General features: G+C 66.0%; 12 protein-coding genes. 4 read left to right on the top strand and 8 right to left on the bottom strand.

The annotated features are described in order from the left end of the window. Positions 1-74 precede the first annotated feature (74 nt). Genes BLEFHOIH_RS14900 through BLEFHOIH_RS14930 form a run of 7 tightly spaced genes read right to left on the bottom strand, consistent with a single transcriptional unit; the run spans position 75 to position 8,436 of the window. Positions 75-1,178 (bottom strand): diguanylate cyclase, encoded by a 1,104-nt coding sequence (locus tag BLEFHOIH_RS14900; protein ID WP_280950374.1) that lies wholly within the window; start codon positions 1,176-1,178, stop codon positions 75-77. Further along, positions 1,105-2,142 carry a chemotaxis response regulator protein-glutamate methylesterase gene (locus BLEFHOIH_RS14905; RefSeq protein ID WP_088346790.1) on the bottom strand — a complete coding sequence of 346 codons (1,038 nt, stop codon included), beginning with the start codon at positions 2,140-2,142 and terminating at the stop codon, positions 1,105-1,107. Before BLEFHOIH_RS14905 ends, BLEFHOIH_RS14900 begins: the two co-directional genes overlap by 74 nt. Beyond that, positions 2,139-4,418 (bottom strand): hybrid sensor histidine kinase/response regulator, encoded by a 2,280-nt coding sequence (locus BLEFHOIH_RS14910; protein WP_088346792.1) that lies wholly within the window; start codon positions 4,416-4,418, stop codon positions 2,139-2,141. Before BLEFHOIH_RS14910 ends, BLEFHOIH_RS14905 begins: the two co-directional genes overlap by 4 nt. Then, positions 4,415-5,095: a chemotaxis protein CheW gene (locus BLEFHOIH_RS14915; RefSeq protein WP_088346794.1), complete on the bottom strand. Its 681-nt coding sequence runs from the start codon at positions 5,093-5,095 to the stop codon at positions 4,415-4,417. Before BLEFHOIH_RS14915 ends, BLEFHOIH_RS14910 begins: the two co-directional genes overlap by 4 nt. Continuing rightward, positions 5,092-6,339 (bottom strand): CheR family methyltransferase, encoded by a 1,248-nt coding sequence (locus BLEFHOIH_RS14920; protein WP_088346796.1) that lies wholly within the window; start codon positions 6,337-6,339, stop codon positions 5,092-5,094. The genes BLEFHOIH_RS14915 and BLEFHOIH_RS14920 overlap by 4 nt, the downstream gene beginning before the upstream one ends. After that, positions 6,336-6,791 (bottom strand): chemotaxis protein CheW, encoded by a 456-nt coding sequence (locus tag BLEFHOIH_RS14925; RefSeq protein ID WP_088346798.1) that lies wholly within the window; start codon positions 6,789-6,791, stop codon positions 6,336-6,338. Before BLEFHOIH_RS14925 ends, BLEFHOIH_RS14920 begins: the two co-directional genes overlap by 4 nt. A 19-nt stretch (positions 6,792-6,810) precedes the next feature. Continuing rightward, positions 6,811-8,436, bottom strand: a complete 1,626-nt coding sequence (locus tag BLEFHOIH_RS14930; RefSeq protein WP_088346800.1) for a methyl-accepting chemotaxis protein — start codon at positions 8,434-8,436, stop codon at positions 6,811-6,813. Positions 8,437-8,633: 197 nt separating this feature from the next. Here BLEFHOIH_RS14930 and BLEFHOIH_RS14935 point away from each other — a divergent pair, with 197 nt between their 5' ends. The 4 genes from BLEFHOIH_RS14935 to BLEFHOIH_RS14950 all read left to right on the top strand — a co-directional run bounded on the left by BLEFHOIH_RS14935 (position 8,634) and on the right by BLEFHOIH_RS14950 (position 14,195). After that, positions 8,634-10,334: a HAMP domain-containing sensor histidine kinase gene (locus BLEFHOIH_RS14935; protein ID WP_088346802.1), complete on the top strand. Its 1,701-nt coding sequence runs from the start codon at positions 8,634-8,636 to the stop codon at positions 10,332-10,334. Then, the gene (locus BLEFHOIH_RS14940; RefSeq protein ID WP_088346804.1) at positions 10,331-11,662 is read left to right on the top strand and encodes a sigma-54 dependent transcriptional regulator; all 1,332 of its coding nucleotides are present in this window, start codon (positions 10,331-10,333) and stop codon (positions 11,660-11,662) included. The genes BLEFHOIH_RS14935 and BLEFHOIH_RS14940 overlap by 4 nt, the downstream gene beginning before the upstream one ends. Positions 11,663-11,860: 198 nt before the next feature. Next, the gene (locus BLEFHOIH_RS14945; RefSeq protein WP_088346805.1) at positions 11,861-13,156 is read left to right on the top strand and encodes an ABC transporter substrate-binding protein; all 1,296 of its coding nucleotides are present in this window, start codon (positions 11,861-11,863) and stop codon (positions 13,154-13,156) included. A gap of 85 nt (positions 13,157-13,241) precedes the next feature. Beyond that, on the top strand, positions 13,242-14,195 hold the full coding sequence (locus BLEFHOIH_RS14950) for a cyclase family protein (RefSeq protein ID WP_088346807.1): 954 nt from the start codon (positions 13,242-13,244) through the stop codon (positions 14,193-14,195). Between the two features lie 138 nt (positions 14,196-14,333). On the opposite strand, the gene BLEFHOIH_RS14955 is transcribed toward BLEFHOIH_RS14950, so the two are convergent. Then, positions 14,334-15,431: a transglutaminase-like domain-containing protein gene (locus BLEFHOIH_RS14955; protein ID WP_088346860.1), complete on the bottom strand. Its 1,098-nt coding sequence runs from the start codon at positions 15,429-15,431 to the stop codon at positions 14,334-14,336. Positions 15,432-15,457: the final 26 nt, after the last annotated feature.

The following is a 15,457-nucleotide window of genomic DNA, read 5'->3' on the forward strand; positions in this document are numbered from 1 at the left end:
CATGAGACGGCATCGGCCCCGCGCGCCGCATTGCCAGGGAGGGGGTTTCGGCTGCGGCTTGGTTCCGGCGTGAGTTATTGCCGATCCCGCTCCGGCGCGCCTCCGCAGGGAATGAGGACGGCGCAGTTCTTTCCCCTTCGTTTGGCCTCGTAGAGCGCTTTGTCCGCGGTTTCGATCAACGTGGCCATCACCTGACAGGCCCGGCCCGGAATCGCCGATGTCGCCCCGATGCTGACGGTCACATGCCCTCCGACGGTCGAGCCGGCATGGGGGACGCGCAGGTCTTCGATGGTGCGGCACACGATCTGGCCCAGGGCGAACACGCCGGCGCCGTCCGTGTTCGGCAGGATGATCGCGAACTCCTCGCCTCCATAGCGTGCGGCCGCATCTGCGGGCCGCTTGCAACTGTCGGCGACCGCGTTGGCCACTCTCCGCAACGTATCGTCGCCCCCGACATGGCCGTATGTGTCGTTGTAAGCCTTGAAGCAATCGACATCGATCATGAGCAGCGCAATCGGCATCTGGGTGCGCGCGGCGTGTTTCCATTCGGCATCGAGATATTCGTCGAAATAGCGCCTGTTGCTGAGCCCGGTAAGCCCGTCGACCTTGATGAGGCGCTGCAGCGCAAGATTTGCCTCCATGAGCTGCTGCTGGCTTTGGTGCAGCGCGCGGTAGGCCTCGTCGCGTTGAAGCTGACTGAGATACGCCCGGGTGTGATAGCGAATGCGCGCGATGAGCTCGACCTTGTCAGGCAGTTTCACCAGATAATCATTCGCGCCGCGCCGGAAGGCCTCGCTCTTGGTGGCCGGCTCCTCTTTCGTCGATAATACGATGATCGGCACGCCGCCGATTGCCGGATCGGCGCGGTATTGGCTGACGAGATCCAGGCCGTTCACGCCCGGCATGACGAGGTCCTGCAACACCACCGTCGGCCTTAGCGCGCGCACCACCTTGATGGCCTCGGCGGGATCCATGCAGTAATGAAACTCCAGCCTGGGCACATCCGCCAGGGCGCGTCGCACCGCCTCGACGACCATGAGCTGATCGTCGACCAGCAGCACCATGGCCTTGTCGTTCTGAGGAACGCCGGGCAGCTCCGCGTCTTCAGGACTTGCGTGTTCCATGGCGAGCTCCTTCTTGGCCCCGCGCAGCGGCTGCCACGGCGAGGCGCGCTGCAATGCGTTCGAGTGAAACGATTTCAACCGCCGCGCCGATATCCGCCGCCGCTTTGGGCATGCCGTAGACGATGCTGCTGGCGGCGTCCTGCGCGATGGTGTGATGGCCCCTGTCGCGCAAGGCTTTAAGACCCAGCGCGCCGTCGCGGCCCATGCCGGTCAGCAGCACGCCGATGGCTCGGCCCTGCCAAAGCTTGCATATGCTCTCGAAGAAAACGTCGACCGACGGACGGTAGACGCTGTCGACCGGCTGGGGCGCATAGCCGAGTTTTTCGGGCGTCTTGAACACCAGATGGTTGCCCGCGCCGGCGAGCAGGACGCGCCCAGGCTGCGGCCGGTCACCCTCGGCGGCGATGCGCACCGGCAGGTGCGATTGTTGCGACAGCCAATGGGCGAGGCCGGCGACGAATTTCTCGTCCACATGCTGCACGATGACGATGGCTTCTGCGAAAGCCTTCGGCAGCGCGCTCAACACCGTCGCGAGCGCGGCCGGCCCCCCCGCCGAAGCCCCGATCGCGACCAGCATCGGTTTTGAGCCGTGGCCGGCGGCAGGCTTCACGGCCTGCGCGAGCGGGGTCGGAGACAAGAGCCTGCCGACCGTGGCGATCTTGCCGAGCAGGGCGGCGGCGCCATCGCGCGCCCCGCCCAGCACCGGCGTGTCCACCGCGTCGATCGCGCCGTGGCCCATGGCCTCGAAAACGCGCGAGGCATTGACCCCGACATCGCTCGTCACCACCACGATGGCGCAAGGGGTGGCGACCATGATGCGGCGCGTCGCCTCGACACCGTCCATGCGCGGCATGACGAGATCCATCAGGATCAAGTCCGGCTTATCCCTTGCGCAGAGCTCGACGGCATCGATGCCGTCACGCGCGGTCCAGGCGATCTCATGCTCCGGCGCCAGCGCCAGCGCCCGCCGCAGAGCCTCGATCGCCATCGGCATGTCGTTGACCAGCCCGATCCTCACGCCGCCGCCTCGCCGATCAGGTCGACGACGGTCTGCACCAGCCTGTCGTCGTCGAAGCTGCTTTTGGTCAGGTAAAAGTCGGCGCCCGCTTCCAGCCCGCGCTGGCGATCCTCCTCGCGGTCCTTGTAGGAGACGATGATCACGGGCGTCGACCGCAGATTCTGGTCCTTGCGGATCAGCGCCACCAGCGCGATGCCGTCCATGCGCGGCATGTCGATATCGGTCACGACGAGATCGAATCCGCCAGCGCGCGCGGCGTTCCATCCGTCCATGCCGTCGACCGCGACATCGACCTCGTAGCCGTGCCGGGTGAGCAGCTTGCGCTCCAGCTCGCGCACGGTGAGCGAATCGTCCACGACCAGCACCCGCTTGCGCTTTCGCACCTGGGCGCCGACATTCTCCTCACGCACCTTGCTGAGGCGGTTCGCGGAGGCGAGGCGCTCCATCGACCGGATCATGTCCTCGACATCGACGATAAGCACCGGCGCGCCGTCCGCCATCAGGGCGGCAGCGCTCACGTCTTGGATTTTCCCGAGCCTCGCGTCGATCGCCTGCACCACCAGTTCATGCCGTCCGAGGAAGCGATCCACGGCGAGGCCATAGGTGCTGGCGTGATCGCTCACGATGATGACGGGCATGTCGTCGGGCGCGATGGCGGGCTCGCCGCCTCCCAGAATCTGGCTTGCGGCGACAAGGCCGATATTGCGCCCTTCGAACAGGAAGTGCTGGCGCCCTTCCAGCCTCTCGATCTGCCCGGCGTGAACTTTGACCACCCGCACGATGTAAGCGAGCGGGATGGCATAGAGTTCGCCGCCGACCTCCGTCACGAGCGCGCGCACCACCGAGAGCGTCAGCGGCAATTGCAGTTGGAAGCGCGTGCCCGCGCCAAGATGGGAGGCGACGCGGACAATGCCCCGCACCTGCTTGATCATATCCTGAACGACGTCGAGCCCGACGCCGCGCCCGGACACCTCCGTCACCGTCTCCTTCATCGAGAAGCCGGGGAGGAAGAGGAATTCCAGCAATTCGCTCTCGCTGAGCGTCGCGCCCATCTCCTTAGTGGCGATCCCGCGCCCGATGACGGCACGCCGCAGCGCCTCCACATCGACCCCGCGCCCATCGTCCGAAATGGTGATATGCAGAGCGCCGCCGCCGTGACGCGCTTCGATCTTGATGAGGCCATCGGCGGGCTTGCCGGCGGCAAGGCGCTCTTGCGGCGTTTCGATGCCGTGGTCGATCGCGTTGCGCAGGAGGTGGCCGAGCGGCGCATCGAGCTTTTCCAGGATGTCGCGGTCGACTTCCGTCGCCCCGCCCAGGATCTCCAGCCGCACCTGCTTGCCGAGGGCGTGGCCGAGGTCGCGCACCATCCGCGGAAACGCCTGCAGGCCGTCGCTGAACGGCCGCATTCGGCAGGCGAGCGCGGAATCATAAAGGCGCTGCGCGAGATTGGCGGTGCGACGGTCGGAGAGGTCGAGATCGGCGATCTGCTGCTGCAGGATGCCCTGGCAGGCCAGGAGTTGGCTCTGCGCGTCCGTCATCGCCATCCGGGCCCGATCGCCGGAGCCTTCTTTCGGCAAGGCGTCGCTCAGCGCGCGCAGCGCATCGCCGCATCGGATGTGCAGGCGCTTCAACCGCAGCAGGGATTCGCCAAACGGCTTCAGCCAGCGCGATTCGACCAGCGATTCCCCGGCGAGGCCGAGCAGCCGGTTGACGTTGTCGGCCGTCACCCGAAGCATCCGGTCCGCCGCGTCGGGCGCCGCCGCCGTGGGTGCCTTGATCGCCTCCGGCTCCAGCTCCGGTTCTGATGCGGCAGGCGCCTCGACTGGCTCCAAGGCCTCGGGCCGCGCGAGCGGCGCGGCAGGTCGTGGCCTCGCGAGCATCTGTTCCAGTTTTTGGGTGAACGCGTCGATTGCGGCCTGCGGCGTCCGGTCCGCGCCGCCCGCTTCGCCATCGGGCGGCTTGGCCAGCGCGATCAGCAGATCCACGCCCTGCAGCAGAAGATCGATCTCATCGCGGTCGAGGGTAATCCGGCCTTCCTGGGCCGCGACGAAGCAATCCTCCATCGCGTGCGCCACCGCGACGCCGGCGGAGAGATCGACGATGCGGGCCGCGCCTTTGAGCGAATGCGCCGCGCGCATGCAGCTTTCGAGTTCGGCGGGTGCGCTGGGAGTCCGCTCGAGCGCCAGCAGCCCCTCGGTCAGGACTTCCGCCTGGCTCTCCGTTTCGAGGTGGAACAATTCCTCCATGGAGAGATCGCTGAGATTCCTCGCGCTCATGCGACACTTCGATTCAGGGCTGGCAAAAGCCGCTGCTCGTCGAGGAGGCCGATGGTCCTGTCCTTCCAGGCGAAGGTGGCTTTAGTGAAGTTCGCCGCGCCTTTCGCGACCGTGTCGGGCAGGGCTTTGACCTCGTCGGCACGATAGCGAAAGATGCCGCCGACCTCATCCACCGGCGCCGCGAGGCGCTGGCCATGATCGGAGATGACAAGCAATCGCCGCCCGGCGTGGTCCTCCTCTTGCGTCTCGTCCAACGCCATCAGCCGCGTCAGCGAGACGCAAATCAAAAGCGCGCCGCGCACATTGACGAGGCCGAGCACCACGCCGCCGCGCCGGTGCGGCAGGCTATGGATGGGGCGCCGCTTCACGACCTCCTCGAGCGCCAGCATTGGGAAGGCCAGCCATTCCCCGCCCAGCCGGAAAATGATGACGGCGTGGGTTGCGCCTTCCTGGCGCTCGGGCGCGCGCGCGACATAGGCTGTCAGTTCTGCCAGATAGGCTTCCGGCATGTCTTGATCCAGAAACGTCACTGCGGCACCGGCGTAGACGGGGCAGTTCCGGCAATGCACCTGGATGGCCAATTCCGGACAGGAGCGGTCGCCGCTGACGCCGATCACGCTCCAGCAGGCCTCGACGGGTGGGCTGCCCGCACGCAAGTCTGCGATGGGCGCGGTCATGGCGCCGCCTTTCGGCCGAGCCGGGCGATGCGTCCATTGAGCAATCCGGCGCCCCGTGCGTCGCCTTGCCTCTCGAGCAACAGGGTCAGATGCATCAGCGCCTCGTGATGCTCCGGCTCGAGATAGAGCGCCTTGCGATAGAAGCGTGCGGCGTCCTCCAGCCGGTTTTTTGCGTCCCGGATGAGCCCGAGCAGGCAAAAGCCGTCGGCGCTGGCGCCATGAACTTCCATATGGGCGGCGCAAGCCTGTTCGGATTCCTCGAAGCGGCCTTGATCGGCCAATCGCCTGCTGTCTTCCAGACCCGGCGGCGGCATCGCCGGCGGAGCGGCCGCTTGCGGGCGGGGCCTGGCAAGGGCAGGGGCCACGACGGCGGCACGAAGGGGGCGCGGCGGCGGCTTGGCGCGCGGGGCAGGCAGGCTCTTGACCGCTTCGTCCAGTCGCGCTCGGGCAAAGGCGGTGTCAGGGGCGCGGAAGGCGAAAGATCGGGGAATGGCGGCGGATGGAAACCCGTTTCGCCGGAGCAGGCCGGTCTCGGACGGGCCGACGAACAACAGCCCGGCCGGCGACAGCAGCCGCGCCAAGACGGCCACGGCGCGGTCCTGTGATTCGGCGTCGAAATAGATGAGCATGTTCCGGCAGAAAATGACGTCGTAGCGTTCCGCCCCACTCAGGAAGTCCTGATCGAAAATGCTGGCCCGCATGAACGCCACCCGCTCGCGGACGCCGCTTAAGATGCGGTAGCGCCCATGCGCCGGCTCGAAATACCGATCGCGGAAACCGAGATCGCCGCCGCGAAACGAATTGCTGCCATAAGAGGCGTCCGCCGCGCGCCGCAGCGCTCGCGCGCTGATATCGATGGCGTCGATCTGGAAACGCGCCCCGCTCAATCCGCTGTCGAGCAGGACCATCGCCATGGAATACGGCTCCTCGCCCGTGGCGCAGGGAAGGCTCAGCAGGCGCAGCGTCTTGCTGGTTTTCGCCCCTTCGGCGACGACGAAGCGCGCCATGGCCGCGAAGGCGGCGCGGTCGCGGAAGAACCAGGTTTCGGAGACGACGACCGCCTCGATCAGCTCCTGCGCCTCGGTGCTCGACGCTTGTATGCGCTCCCAATAATCGCCGGTGTCGGTTTCGTTGCAGACGATCATGCGCGACCTGACTGCCCGGTCGATCGAACAGGGCCCGATCGAGGCTCCGTCGAGCCCCATGGTTTCGCGCAGAAGCGCTTCGATTTTGGCGATCGTCATGCCGCCGCCCCGAAGCGCGCTTTGCCAAGATGATGCGACACCAGAGCATTCGCATCGACCCGTTGCACGAAACCCTTCTTGCCGAAGAAGATCGACCGGAGATAGGGCGTGTCGCTTTGGGCGGCGTCAGCGCCGGCGAGAGACGCCTCATCGCCACGCACCAGCTCGGTCGCCTGCTCGGCCAACAGTCCGACGAGACGCGGTTCGGCTCCCTCGCCCTTGCGCTCCACGAGGATGATCCGCGTGCTGAGGCGTGTCTTGGCCGGGCGCCCGAGAACCATTTCGCTGAGATCGATCAGCGGGACCGGCCGGCCGCGGTAATTGAACAGGCCGGCGCTTCCCTCGGGCGAATGCGGTGTCCGATTTGCGGTGACCAGCGGCAGTATCTCTACGACTTCGCGCCCATCGAGCGCATAGCGATGGCCGTCGAGTTGGAACAAAAGAAAAAGCACGTGGCTGTCCTTTCGCCGATCAGGCGCTCAGCTTGAAGCGGGACACGCTGCTCCGTAAATTGCCGGTGACTTGATTGAGGTCGTTGATCGACTCGGTCGATTGATGCAGCGAGTCGACGGTCTGCTGCGCCGCTTCCGTCAATTGCAGCAGCGCCTCGCTGATCTGCTCCGCGCCGGTGGCTTGGCCTTGCATCCCCTCGCTCACCAGGTCGAAATGCGGGACCAGCGCCTGCACCTGCCGGACGATTTCCGACAATTGCCCGCCGACCTGCTGCACATTGCTCATGCCGCGCCGCACCTCTTCCGAGAACTTGTCCATCCCCATGACGCTGGCGGAGATCGCGGACTGGATTTCCTTGATCATCTGCTCGATGTCGTAGGTGGCGACGCCGGTCTGGTCCGCCAGACGGCGAATTTCCGTGGCGACGACCGCGAAGCCGCGGCCATACTCGCCGGCCTTCTCGGCTTCGATCGCCGCGTTGAGCGAGAGCAGATTGGTCTGGTCGGCGACTTTCGTGATCGTGGTCACGACCTGGTTAATGTTGCCGGCTTTCTCATTCAGGACGCCGAGCTTGGCGTTGATCGTGCTCGCCGCATCGGTGACCTGGCGCATGGTTTCCTCCATGCTGGAGACGCCAGCCTGACCGTTCACCGCCAAACCGGCCGTCTCTTCCGCGACCGCCGCGACCTCGTGGATGGTCCGCAGCAAATCTCTCGACGTGGCTAAGATTTCCTTGGATGTGGCGCCAACTTCCGTGGTCGTCGCCGCGATCTCGGTCGCGGTCGCCTGCTGCTGTTTCGAGGTCGCCGCCATCTCGGTCATCGAGGTGCTGACCTGGATGCCCGATTTCTGCACCTCGCCGACCAGCGTCGTCACCTCGTCCACCATGCGGTTGAAACCGGTTGCGAGGGCGCCGAACTCGTCATTGCGCTCGACCTCGACGCGGCGCGAAAAATCGCCTTGCCGCATCGCGTCGATGGCGACGACCAGCGCCTTCAGCGGTTTGGTCACGGCCCGGATCAGGTGATAGCCGCCCAACGTGGACAGAAGCAGCGCCACCAGCAGGCCGATGCCGATCGCCATGAGCGTGGTCCATACGGCCGATTGGATTCTCTCCACCGCCGCGTCGGCGCTGGATAGATTGTAAGTCAGAATGGCGTGGATGGCGGCGCGCGTCTGTTCGAACGCGGGTTGAAACTCGGAGATGTTCAGGTTTCTGGCGTCCTCGTCGCGCGAGGCCCGGCTCGCGCGCAGCACCTTGTCCTGCGCGGCAAAATAGGTGGCGAGCGCGCGCTGATAAGCCTCAAAGATCTGGCGGTCTTCCGCTTGCAGGATCGTGAGCTCGTAGGCGCGCGCCTGGGTTTCCAACAGAATCCTGTTGGCGGCGAGTTGCACTTCTTTCGCTTGCATCTCGGCCGGGTCGGAGAGGGCGATATGGGCTTCCGTCAGTGCATAATCCACGACCAGCGTGTTCGCGAGATTGGCGCTGCTGGCGATGCCCGGCAGCGAATCCTCCTGCATGGCGCGCACCTCCCGCTCGGCATTCTTGAGCTCGATGAACGCGATGAGGCCAACGATCGCAAGCACGGCGAGTATCCCGGCGAAAATGCCGAGAATACGGTTGCGAACGCTCAGGTTTTTCATGGTTGCACGGCTTACGCGTTGCCGATGATCCGCGCGTGCGCAAACGCGGTTGCGCGGAGCGCAAGATTCGACGACAGGCTAGTTGCGATGAGTGAAGGGACCGATAATGCCGGTCGGGAGGCCTGTCCCGCCTGGACCGGTAGCCGTGAGCCTCGCCGGGCTGTACAAGGGGGCGCGGCATCGACAATATTCGGGCAATGCGCGTTTCCTGGTTCTCGCACATCGCCGTCCGCTATGCCGCCGCCATGGTCGCCGTGACCATGCTGCCGCTGGCGGTGGTGCTGTTCGCCTATGACCGCTATGCCAGCAGCCTGCTCGACGTGCTCTCCGGCAGCGACGCCGGCCAGCGCCTTGCCGGCGCGCAGGGGCGGCTCGCAAGCTTCATCGAGGGGCGCTTCGCCCAGCTCGACACGCTGGCGACCTATCCCGATCTGCCCATGGCCCTCACCTTGGAGAAAGGCTCGCCGCCGCCCGGCGTGCGCGCGGTGCTCGAATATGAGGCCGACAATCCGGATCTCTACGGCATCCTGATCTTCGACGCGCAGGGCAAGCTGATGCACGCCATCCCCAGCCAGGCCGCCACCGGCGAGCCCTATTGGGGCGGCAGCTGGGAGCCGCTGATGGGCGACGCGCCGCGAACCAAGATGCTGCGCGGCGAGGTGATCGGCCCGTTCCTGCCCGATGACGGCCGCCCCGGCGCCTTCCTGATGATGCGCAATCTGCCGGCCTTTCTCGGCGAGGAATCGGCCGGCGAAATCTCCATCGCCCTGCATGTGCGGCTGTCCTCGCTGACCGAACTGCTCGGCCGCGACGACACCGGCGGCATCGTCCAGCCCGTGCTGCTGACGCCGCAGAATGTGGCGCTGACCGCCGTGGGGCGGCCGGTCTCCGGTTCGGCCCATATCGCGCGCAAGCAGGAGATCCTGCCGGGCTGGTCCGTCGCCCTGACCGACGATTCGGCGAACCTCGTCCAGCCGCTCGGCAAAATTCGCGAGACGCTGATCGGCGCGGCGCTGCTCGTCATCATCTCGATCGCGGGATTGGTGGCGCTGCTCGGCGGCAAGCTCAACCGGCGCATCGGCCGGCTGGTCGACGGCTCGGCGGCGCTCGCCGAGGGCCAGCTCGGCACCCGCATCGTCGACGAGGGCAATGACGAGCTGGCGGCGCTCGCCAGCGCCTTCAACCGCATGGCGGTGCGCCAGCGCGACACGCTGAGCGCCGCCGTCGAGGTCGAGAAGATGGCGGTGCTCGGCCGCTTCGCAACCAGCTTCGCGCATGAGGTGCGCAATCCGCTCGCCGCCGTGAAGACCGCCGTCCAGGCGCTGCTGACGACCGACGAGAAGCCCGACCGCCGCCGCCTCCTGCACGGCATGGACGAGGAGATCGACCGGCTCGATGAAAGCCTGCGCGATTTCCTGGCCTATGCGCGGCCGGCGCCGCCCTCGCCGCGCCGCGTCGTCATGGAGGACGTGCTGCGGCGCTGCGAGACGCTGGTCGCGCACCAATTGCAGTCCTGCAATATCGCGCTCATAATCCTGGGTGAGACAGGGCTTGCCATTCATGTCGATCCGTTCCATTTGCAGCAGATCCTGATGAATCTGGTGGCCAATGCGATCGACGCGATGCCGGAGGGCGGCCGGATCACGCTGCGGGTCAGACGGGCTGGGGGACAGGGTATTATCGAGGTCAGCGACACCGGCGAGGGCATTGCGCCCGAAATGCTGGACAGGATCATGGAGCCGTTCGTCACCACGCGGCAGGAGGGATCCGGCCTCGGCCTGCCGATCTCGCGCCAGCTCGCGGAACTCAACAAGGGCGGCTTCGCGCTCGCCAGCCAGCCCGGCCACGGCACCACTGCGACGGTGACGCTGCCGCGCGAGGATGGCGCCTCCGCATGACCCGGCCTTGCGTGCTTATCATCGACGACGAGGCCAATCTGGTCAGCTCCGTCGCCTACGGGCTTGGGGCGTACGGTTTCAACGGCATCGGCGCGGCCAATGCGGCGGAAGGGCTCGACCTTGCCGGCAAACGCCAGCCGAGCGCCATCCTGCTCGACCAGAAGCTGCCCGACGGGCTCGGCATCGACCTGATCGCCCCTTTGCGCGCGCTGGACGAAACCGCGCCCATCATCATGATCTCGGCCCATGGCGACATCCCGACCGCCGTCGAGGCGGTGCGGCGCGGCGCCTATGATTTCGTGACCAAGCCGTTCGAGCTGGACGATCTCGTCGGCGTCCTGCGCCGGGCGCTCGCCCCGCGCCGCTTAGGCCCGCGCGCGAAGGCGGTCGGCGAGGCACCGGGGGCGTTCCAGGTCGAAATCTCGGACGTGATGAAGGAATTGCGCTCGACGGTCGAGATCGTCGCCAAGAGCACGGCGCGCATCGTGCTGCTGCTCGGCGCCTCCGGCGTCGGCAAGGGGTTTACCGCCCGCGCCATGCATGAGGCGAGCCCGCGCGCCGAAGGTCCGTTCATCGTCGTCAACTGCGCCGCGCTGCCCGGCGACCTGCTCGAAGCGGAGCTGTTCGGCATCGAGCGCGATGCCCATGCCGGCGGGGGGCAGGGGCATCCGGGCCTCGTCGAGGCGGCGCAGGGTGGCACGCTGTTTCTCGACGAGATCGGCGATGTGCCGCTGCCGCTGCAGGCCAAGCTCCTGCGCTTCCTGGAGAGCCGCCACTATCGGCGGCTCGGCGCCAGCCGCGAGCAGATCGCCGATATCAGGGTGATCGCGGCGTCGAACAAAAATCTCGGCGATGAGGTCGATGCCGGCCGCTTCCGCGCCGATCTGTTCTACCGGCTGAACGTCGTGCCCGTCGCCATCCCCAACCTTGCCGACCATAGCGAGGACGCGCTGCCGCTCGCCCGCCATTTCGCCGGGCGCGCCGTCGCGCTGGAGACGACGCCGCCCATCGATTTCACCGCCGATGCGGCTGAGTTGCTGGCCGATTACGAATGGCCCGGCAATGTCCGCGAGCTGGCCAATCTGGTCGAACGCCTGACCATCCTTTATCCCGGCCGGACCATCGAGCCGGAGCATCTGCCGCCGGAATTCTCCGGCGCGCTGGCCGATGGCGTGCCCTCCATCGGCGCGCTTTTGGAGGATACCGAGCGGGAAATCCTCGTGCGCGCCCTGCGTGCTGCCGACGGCCATAAGGGCAAAGCCGCCGACGCGCTCGGCATTTCCCGCCACGCCTTGAAGCGGCGGCTGAAGCGTGTCGGCATGGCCTGAGCGGAATCCGCTCATCGGAGCAGAGATTGAGCGGTTTCCGCTCAGTATAAATATTTCGCTATGCAAAAACACTCGAATAAGCCTTTGCCGCAATTGCTGCAACATTTGCGACTATGCTTTACACGTCTTCAGATCTTCAGTTATGCTGCGCTCGAAGCCTGAGCCTGGACAATATGATCAGCTTGCCTGGGAGGTGAGATGCGTTTTTGCGTGGCCGGCGCCCTGCTGATGCTTCTGGCCGGTCTTGCCGCGGCGCCGTCATGGGCCGAGGAGAGCAAGGGCTTTGTCGATATCGGCTGCATGTATCCGATGACCGGGCGCGGCGCGCTCTACGGACGCGACAGCATCGCCGCCCTCGAAATGGCCGTGGACGAAGTCAACGCGGCCGGCGGCGCGGCGGGCTATCAGTTCCGCATCTTCCGCGCCGATTCCCAGTCGAAGCCGGCTTTCGCGGTTTCCATCGCCCGCCGCTTCATCACCGAGCGCAAGGTGCATTTTCTCTGCGGCGTGGTCAGTTCCTCGGTCGGACTGGCCGTCAGCGAGGTGGCGCGAGAGCACAAGAAGATCTTCATCGGCACCGATCACGCCTCCTCGCGGCTGACGATCGAGAATGCGCATCCCTATTATTTCCGCGTCTCGAACAATGTCTATCAGGCGATGGCGGCGGGCGCGCTCTGGCTTGCCGAGGCGCAGAAAAAGCGCGGCTGGAAGACCATCGCCTTCATCGGGCCGGATTATGAATATGGCCGTGGCGCCTGGGCCGACCTGCGCTCCAAGCTGGATGAGGCGGGGGTGCAATATGAGGTGATCGGCGATCTCTGGCCAAAGCTCTATGAGCCCGATTTCGCCCTCTACATCGCCGAGCTGAAGCGGCTCAAGCCGGATGTGATCGTCAATGCGCATTGGGGCGGCGACTTCGTCGCCTTCGTCCGGCAAGCCAAGTCGCTGGGCCTGTTCGACATGCCCTCGATCTTCGCCAATTTCGACTCGGGCGGCAATTACGAGGTGATGAGCGTGCTCGAGGACGACATGCCGCTCGGGCTGGTGCTGTCGGCGCGCCATCACAACAACTGGCCCGACACCGAGCGCAACCGCCGTTTCGTCGACAGCTTCCACCAGCGCACCGGCCATTATCCAAGCTACGCCGCCGAGGGCGCCTATGCCGGCATCCTGGCCATCAAGCAGGCCGTCGCGATGGTGGGCAATCCGGATGATACCGAGGCGCTGATCGTGGCGCTGGAAGGCATGGAGCTGGAATTGCCCGAAGACCCGGACGGCTTCCGCTCGCATATCGATCCGGCCACGCATCAGATCGTGCAGATGCAGGCCATCGGCACCGTCGTCCGCGACGACCGCTTTCCGCCGGCCAAGACCATGCTCGGCAATTTCGAGGTCTACGATGCCGACCGGCTGCTGCCCTCGCAGGAGGAGATCGTGCGCCGGCGCGGCGAGGTGGGCCGCTCGAGCAGCCTGCAATCCCCGCCTGTCCGATAGGCCGGGATGGCGCCGAAGATCCGTGCCTCGCCTCGATGCGGGACGCGGCAAATGCCCAACGAGGCACAAGGGAGGAGGCAAAGCGATGTGGAAGTTTTGGAGGCCGGCGGTGCTCGGCTTGTCGATCGCCGCGCTTGCGGCGGGTGGTGCGGCGGCTCAGGACAATCCGGGCTGGTGCAAATCGAAATGGGGCCCCGACGATGAAAGGGGCGCGGCCAATATGATCACGCCGGAATCGGTTCTCGCCGCGACCAAGCTGGTGAAGACCGGCAAGACCTATCCGCTCGGCGTCGAGACCAACGCCAAGACCCCGGCCTTCGCGCCGCGCACCTGGGCAACCATCGTGCTGCAGCCGGGGCAGGCGGGCGGCGTCACGCTCGGTGCGACGAAGACCAGCTATAATGACGACATCTATATGGGCTGGGTCGGCACCGGCTCGCAGATCGACGGCCTCGGCCATCTCGGCATCGACAATGTCTATTATAATTGCTTCAAGAGCGCCGATTTCGTCGCCGCCAACGGGCTGAAGAAGCTCGGCATCGAAAAGATCCCGCCGATCGTCGCGCGCGGCATCGTGCTCGACATGACCGCCGTCGCGGGCGAGAAGCCGGTCAAGGAAGGCACCGCGTTCAACAAGAAGGAGATCGACGCCGCGCTGCAGCGCCAGGGCATCGAACTCCGCAAGGGCGACGTGGTGCTGTTCTATACGGGCTGGCTCGACCTCGTCGGCAAGGACGACGCGCGCTATAACAAGGCGGAGCCGGGCCTTGGCAAGGAAGGCGCCGAATATCTGGCCAGCAAAGAGGTGCTGGCCGTCGGCGCGGACACTTGGGGCCTCGAGGTGCTGCCTTTCGAGCCGGGCGTCGGCGTCTTCGAAGTGCACCAGATCCTGCTCGCCAAGAACGGCATGCATATTCTGGAGAACATGAACACCGCCGCCTTGGTCGCCGACCAGGCGTGGGAGTTCATGTTTGTCGAAAGTCATGGCCGGATCACCGGGGGGGTGCAGGCGATCATCAACCCCGTCGCGATCCGCTGAAAAGTTTGCCGAGCCGGGTAGGTATTTTGAGACCGCAACCGAACCGGCGGATGTGGCGGATGGCCCCAGCAGCCATCCGCCCATCCTTTCACGAGCGGTGCGCGAGCGCCGCCGAATGGGCGGCCCTCAGTGCAAGCGTCACGCCGTCACTTCCTTGGCGATGATCTCATATTTCATGTTCGCCGCGTCGAGGCAGTCGAGGCGCTGGCCGCCGACTTCGGCTTGCGGGTACATCAGGAATTCCAGCTTCGGACCCTGTGCGCCCGGCAGCACCAGATCATGCGCGTCATTATAGGCGAGCCAGTTCATCTCCCAGGCGCCGAACAGCGCCTTGCGGGCGGCGGCGACTTTCGGATCGGTGAGTGCCAGATTGGCCGGCGGCTCTTCGAGCACCACCTTGCGCACGTCGGCCGGATCGACCGGCACCCAGCCATGGCTGGACAGATAGACCTCGGCGCGGCAATGCTGCGCCTTGGTGACGTTCTCCGAACCGGCGCCAAGGCTCTTGTAGCCGAATTTCGACGGCGCCACGCGCAAGCCGTAGACGTCGCGCGCGGGCAGCCCGGCGGCGCGGGCGAGGCCGACATAGAGCGCGTTCAGATCGGCGCATTTGCCGGCCAGATTGTTGGTCTTCAGCATGGCGGCGATATCGCCGATGCCGCAGCCGCGCGTCTTGGGATCGCGCTGGGTGTTGTCGACGATCCACTCATAGATCAGCCGCGCCTTCTCCTCATCGCTCTTGGCGCCGCCGACGATCTTGTCCGAGGTCGTCTTGACGATGCCGTCGGTCGGGATGAGGTCGGTCGCGGCGGTGTAGAGCGCCCGGTCGGCATCGCTGAGCGCCGGGGCGCTGCCCTTGGCTGACAGGTCGATGGCCCGGTCGCGCGTGGCGAATTTGCTGGTCACCTCGACGACGGGCGCGGCCTCGCTATCGGCCCAGACCACATGCAGGAACTCCGCGCCATATTTCGGGTCGCGGGCGATCTCGGCGCTCTTGGCGTTGGTGGTCCAGGTGCTGCCGCCCGGCTTGAACCAGTCCGGCTCGCTGAAGGCGGGAAGCGGAATCCATGATTGCATGGCGCCCGCGGGCTTGGCGATCTCGACGCGGGTCACGACCTGGAAATTTCGCCAGGCACCGGGCGCGGGGGCGAATGTGGCCTGTGCGCTAGCCCCGCGCGGCAAGGCCGTGATGGCGGCAATCGCAGCGCCGGCTTTCAGCACGTCGCGCCTGTTAATGGTCATGTTGCTTGCTCCTCCCTGTT

The organism is Rhodomicrobium sp. R_RK_3 (assembly GCF_002198715.1).
Taxonomy (GTDB): domain Bacteria; phylum Pseudomonadota; class Alphaproteobacteria; order Rhizobiales; family Rhodomicrobiaceae; genus R-RK-3.